The 5661-nt window shown below is 71.6% G+C and carries 5 protein-coding genes; 4 read left to right on the top strand and 1 reads right to left on the bottom strand.

Annotation, left to right across the window (positions count from 1 at the left end; all coding sequences use genetic code 11):
• The 4 genes from VF665_RS23385 to VF665_RS23370 all read left to right on the top strand — a co-directional run.
• Positions 1-676: tryptophan 2,3-dioxygenase family protein (locus VF665_RS23385; RefSeq protein WP_331055899.1), on the top strand; the 676-nt coding region annotated here is incomplete at its 5' end.
• 201 nt (positions 677-877) lie between these two features.
• Positions 878-2644 (top strand): methyl-accepting chemotaxis protein, encoded by a 1767-nt coding sequence (locus VF665_RS23380; protein WP_331055898.1) that lies wholly within the window; start codon positions 878-880, stop codon positions 2642-2644.
• A 186-nt stretch (positions 2645-2830) separates the two neighbouring features.
• The gene (locus VF665_RS23375; protein ID WP_331055897.1) at positions 2831-3613 is read left to right on the top strand and encodes an MBL fold metallo-hydrolase; all 783 of its coding nucleotides are present in this window, start codon (positions 2831-2833) and stop codon (positions 3611-3613) included.
• 208 nt (positions 3614-3821) lie between these two features.
• Positions 3822-4571 carry a hypothetical protein gene (locus VF665_RS23370; RefSeq protein ID WP_331055896.1) on the top strand — a complete coding sequence of 250 codons (750 nt, stop codon included), beginning with the start codon at positions 3822-3824 and terminating at the stop codon, positions 4569-4571.
• Positions 4572-5151: 580 nt separating this feature from the next.
• Here VF665_RS23370 and VF665_RS23365 read toward each other — a convergent pair.
• Positions 5152-5661 (bottom strand): M20 metallopeptidase family protein (locus VF665_RS23365; RefSeq protein WP_331055895.1); only part of this gene is annotated, 510 nt, incomplete at its 5' end.

The following is a 5661-nucleotide window of genomic DNA, read 5'->3' as shown; positions in this document are numbered from 1 at the left end:
GCTGCGCACGGACCTGCCGCGCGTGATCGCCGCGCTGGACGCCGGCGACACGGGGATGGCCGCGTGGCTCATGGGGCGCTGCACCGCCGTGGTGCGCATGTTCTCGCCCATGATGCGCGTGCTGGAAACCATGACGCTGGGCGGCTTCTACTCGTTCCGCCACCACCTGGTGCCCGCCAGCGGCGGCGAAAGCGGGCAGTGGCACGCGGTGGAAATCCTGTCCGGCGCGCGCGAGCCGGAGTTCCGCCGCTACCTGAAATCGGAGATCAACCCCGACCCCGCCCACGGCCCGCACTCCGGCCTGTGGACGCCGGCACTCGCGGAGCTGTGGGACGCGCCCTCCGTGCGCACCGCGGCCGAGGCGGCGTTCGCGCGGCGCGGGGTGGACCCGGCGCAGGCGTACGCCGCCAGCCACGGCTCGGGCGAGCACTGGGACCTGGTGCACCTGGCCGAGGCCATGCTGGAGTACGACGAAGAGGTGCGCGTGTGGCGCTTCATCCACGCGCGCACGGCGGAGCGCACCCTGGGCCCGGACGTGCACGGGACGGCCAACAGCTCCGGCGTGCGCTTTCTGGAGCACATGGCCACGCACCGGGAATCGTTCTTTCCCTTCCTGTGGCGCGCCCGCGGCACCCTGTGGGAGCAGATGCAGCCCCCGCCCGCCGCCCGGGGCTGATGCTTCCCGGGTTTGCAATCTGCAACAGTGGCCCGCGTCTCACCCGGCGCGGGCTACCTTTTTCTCGCCTTACCCGCGTTATTTCAGAGCTACACGTGTGGACCCGATCCTGCTACACTTCTGTCTCAGGATTGTATAACGTTGAAGCACCCGCCCGGCTGGGCGGGTGTGCGGGAACCTTTACGCTGTACGACCGAGAGAATGGACCAGAACCTTCGGGGCGCGCAGATCGCGCTCGCCGGCATCCCCATTGTGCGCGGGGCACAGGACGGAGACGGGCTGCTGCAGGCCGGCTACCGCCGGGCGGACCGCGTGCTGCGCAACCTTCTGCTTGCGCACCTGGTGCTGATCTTTGCGCTCGTGCCCCTGCGCGGCACGCTGCGCGAGGCGATCCTGTGGGGCGGCGGCACGGTCGCCATCGGCTGGTTCGTCGCGTGGCGGTGGGAGGGCCGGCTGGCTGCGCGCCTGACGCTGGCCGCGTGCATGCTTACCATCTCGGCGCTGATCATCCACCAGACGGGCGGGATGATCGAGATGCACTTTCACATCTTCGCCATCCTCGCCTTCCTTCTGCTGTACCGCGACTGGCGGGTGCCGGTGGCGGGCGCGGTGGTCACGGCGGTGCACCACGTGGGCTTTCACGCGCTGCACGCCACGGGGGTGAACCTGCACATCTTTCAGGACCACCGGGGATGGGGGATCGTGGCCGTGCACGCCGCGTGGGTGGTGTTCGAGGTCGCGGTGCTGGTGTACATCGCGCGGCTGCTGGAGGAGGAGACGCGCGCGGCGGAGCGGCTGGTGAGGCTGGCCGGGCGGCTGGGCGCGGGTGACCTCACGGCGCGCGCCGAAATCGGCGGGGGCGCCGTGGGCGACGCGCTGGCCGCGGTGAACGACGGCACGCAGCGCCTGGCCGACGCGGTGCAGGGGGTGCGCAACCGCGCCATGGAGGTGTCGGACGTGGCGCAGACCTTCAACGCCGCCGCGGACCACGTGACCTCGGCCGCGGAAGACGTGGCGCGCTCGCTCAGCGAGGTGGCGGCCAGCTCGCAGGAGCAGGCGCTCAACACGCAGCGCATGGCCAGCACCCTGGGCGAAATGGCGCGCTCCATCAGCAGCGTGGCGCGCCGGTCGGAGAGCGTGTCGGCGGCGTCGCAGCGCGCCTCCACGGTGGCGCGCGACGGGTCGCGGGTGGTGGACAGCGCCGTGGGCGGGCTGGACCGCATTCGCGGAACGGTGGTGAACGCCGCGGAGCAGATCGGCGAGCTGGGGGCGCGCTCCGAGCGCATCAGCCGCATCACCCGCTCCATTACCGACATCGCCGAGCAGACCAACCTGCTGGCGCTGAACGCCGCCATCGAGGCGGCGCGCGCGGGCGACCACGGGCGCGGCTTCGCCGTGGTGGCCGACGAGGTGCGCAAGCTGGCCACGCGCTCCGGTGCCTCCGCGGCGGAAGCGGCGGAGATCATCCAGGAGGTGCAGGCCCTCACGGCGCGCGCGGTGGAAACGATGGAGCGCGGCACGGCCGAGGTGAACGCGGGCGCGGCGCTGGCCAACGACGCGGGCACGGCGCTGCGCGAGATCGTGTCGGTGGTGGACCAGACGGTGCGCGACGTGGGCGCCATCAGCGCCGAGGCGGACGGCATGGCGCGGGCGAGCCGCGCGGCGCTCACCAGCGTGGGCGTGGATCCGGCGGAGGTGGAGGCCGGCTCGCAGGACGCCATGGACGCGCTGGTCACCCTGGCGCAGCTGAACGCCGCCGCCGCCGAGAATGCCGCGGCCGCGGTGGAGGAAATCAACGCCTCCATGGAGGAAATGAGCGCCTCCGCCGAGGAGCTTTCGCAGATTGCCTCCGAGCTGCAGGCCGACGTGGGCCGGTTCCGCACGGAAGCCGGCGCGGCGGACGACGAGGCTGCGCCCGCCCCGCCCGCCATGGCCCTCTCCGGCAGCCAGGACGCCTGGGCGGCCTGATCCCGCGCGCGTGGCACCTTATCCAGAAGCCGCCACCGGCAAGGCGTTTCCGGTGACCGGATGACTCTCAGGAGCGGGGCAGGGCGTGGAGCCGTGCCCCGCTCTGCATTGGGGGATGAACGCGGATGGTGTCAGGCGGGTATCCCGTTCGTCATCGACCGTCCACACCGCTTCTGATCGAACGTCATGCGCTGGATCGCACGTCTGTCCACCCTGCTGATCGTGTCCGCTGCCGGCGCCGGGTGCACCATGCACCTGAACGCGGTGCAGGGGCCCACCTCCATCGCCATCCCCACCTCGTATCCGTGGGAAAGCACCATCTACGCGGTGCGCACCGGGACCGGCGTGCTGCTGGTGGACCTGGGATGGACGGGCACGGACCGGCCGCTGCGGCGCGGGCTGGCGCGCATTGGCGCCCGCCCGCAGGACGTGACCGACGTGCTGGTCACGCACAGCCACCGTGACCACATCGGCGCGTGGCGCGCGGTGCAGCAGGCGCGCTTTCACCTGGCGGCGGGCGAGGGCCCGCTGCTCACGGGCGAACGGGAGCACTCGGACCTCCCCTCGCGCGCGGGCGGCCTGGTGCTCGGCAACCCCGCGCCCTGGCCCGGCGAGGTGAACGTGCGCGCGTTCTCGGCGGATACGGTGATGGTCATGGGCGGCGACACGGTGCGCGCGTTCCTGAACCCCGGGCACACGGCGGGGAGCGCGTCGTACCTCATTCGCGGCGTGCTGTACGTGGGCGACGCCGTCTACCGTTCGTACATGACCGGCTACCGCCCCGCCTCGCCCATCTTTACGGACGACCACGCGCAGAGCCGCGCCAGCCTGGCCGCGCTCTTTGACCGCGTGCGGCCGTTCGCGCCGCGGTGGGTGTGCACCGCGCACGGCAAGTGCGCCCGCCCGGATGACCGCTTTGTCCGCAAGGTGCTGAACGACCAGACCGCCGCCGGCCTCACCCGCCGCTGACCGCGCGATTTCCGCGCGGCGACGAAGCCCCGGACGCGCATGCGGCCGGGGCTTTCTTCGATCACGGGAATCGGAGGCGCGGATCTACCTTCGACAGAGATGGTGGCGTTCGGCGCGCCTCCGCGGCAGATTGCCTTCTGGATCCGCACCGGCCCGCCGTGCGCCGCACGCCCGCCCTCGCCTCCCCCCTCGTCACAGGAGCGACCGCATGTCCGCATTCGCCATGACTCCGGCTGTACGGTCGATGGGATTGGCGCTGCTGCTGGCCGCGGCGCCGGCGGCCGCGCAGCAGAGCGCGCCGCGGGAGGGCCGGGCCCTGCCCTCGGCGGAGGAGGTGCTGGCAGGCTACCACGCCGCGGCGGGCGGGCGCGAGCGGCTGGCCGCCATTCGCGACGGGGTGTTCGAGTGGCGCACGGAATCCGGCGGGCGGCCGCTGGGAACGGCGGTTTCGCGGCGGATGGTGCCCGGCTCGCTCTTGGAGCAGCTGGCGAACGGAGCCGTGAACGTGAACGCCCCGTCCCTGACGTGGCGGCGGCGCCCGGATGGAACGGTGATGGTGGATTCCAGCGCGGGGGTGGTGCGGGGCCGGCTGCAGGCGTCGCTGGAGGCCAGCTACCTGGTGGGATTGGCGCAGCAGGGGATCACGGCGCGCGTGACGGGCGCCGACAGCGTGGATGGGGAGCTGGCGTACCGCGTGGAGTTTGGGCGCGGGGGTGCGACGCGAACGTACCTGATGGGCGCCACCTCGCGGCTGCCCCTGCGCATTCTGCTGGACGAGGCCCGCGGGATCGAGATCCGGTACGGCGACTACCGGCCCGTGGAAGGAGTGATGGAGGCGCACCGCGTGGAGATCGCCATGGGTGGCGGAAACTCCCTCGTGTTCCTGCTGGCCTCCGCGCGGCACAACACGGGGCTGACGGACCGGGACTTTCTTCCGCCCTCCGCCGTCGCGCCCTGACCCCTGCGCACTCTCGCCGGACCAGTGTGTGCCCCCTCTCCCACATCTGCACACAGCCTGTCATCCTGAGCGGAGCGCGGCGCCGGACTTTCTGCGGGGCCGAACCGTGGCGCGGAGTCGAAGGATCTACTGGCCGCCGAGCCAACGTTGCGACACGCACGCCCGTTCTCACAGGCGCAATGGATCCTTCGTCGGCGCCAGAGTGCCGTTCCGCCGCAAGTGCCTCCGGCGCCTCCTCAGGATGACAAATGCTTGCGTGGTAAACAGTTCGGTGCACAAAGCCTGTCATCCTGAGCGGAGCGCTGGCACCGGACCGTCCGCCGCGCCGAACTGTGGCGCGGAGTCGAAGGATCCACTGGCCGCCGAGCCAACGTTGCGACACGCACGCCCGTTCTCACAGGCATAGTGGATCCTTCGTCGGCGCCAGAATGCCGTTCCGCCGCAAGTGCCTCCGGCGCCTCCTCAGGATGACAAGTCTCTGCATTGCAAGCAGTTAGGTGCACAATAGCCTGTCATCCTGAGCGGAGCGCGGCGCCAGACTTTCTGCGGGGCCGAACCGTGGCGCGGAGCCGGGCGGGTGTCACGCGGAGAAGCCGCCGCGCAGCACGCGGAGGGCGGCGGCCTCCAGGACGGCAACGCCCACGGGCATGCAGTCTTCGCAGAGGTCGAAGTGCGCGGAGTGGTGCGGGTGCACCATTCCGCGTTCTTCGTTGCGCGCGCCCACGAAGAAGTAGCAGCCGGGCACCTGCTGCAGCACGTCGCCAAAGTCCTCCGCCGCCATGGTGCGCACGTCGGGATCGGTGCGCACCCGCTCCGCGCCCACGATGCGCTCCGCCTCCACCCGTACGATTTCCGCCAGCCGGCGGTCGTTCACGGTGGGGGTGGCCTCCTGCCGGTACTCAAAGGTGTACGTGGCGCCCATGGCCGCGCAGACGCCGGCGATCACCCCTTCCACCCGCCCGGGAAGCTGGCCCAGCAGCGCGGGGTCGAACGCGCGCACGGTGCCCACCAGCTCCGCGCTGGCGGCGATGACGTTGTGCGCGGTCCCGGCGTGAAACGATCCTACCGTGACCACCGCCGGCTCCAGCGG

Source organism: Longimicrobium sp. (genome assembly GCF_036387355.1).
Classification (GTDB): domain Bacteria; phylum Gemmatimonadota; class Gemmatimonadetes; order Longimicrobiales; family Longimicrobiaceae; genus Longimicrobium.
The sequence above is the reverse complement of the archived record's forward strand: the minus strand, read 5'-3'. Positions and strand labels throughout refer to the sequence as shown.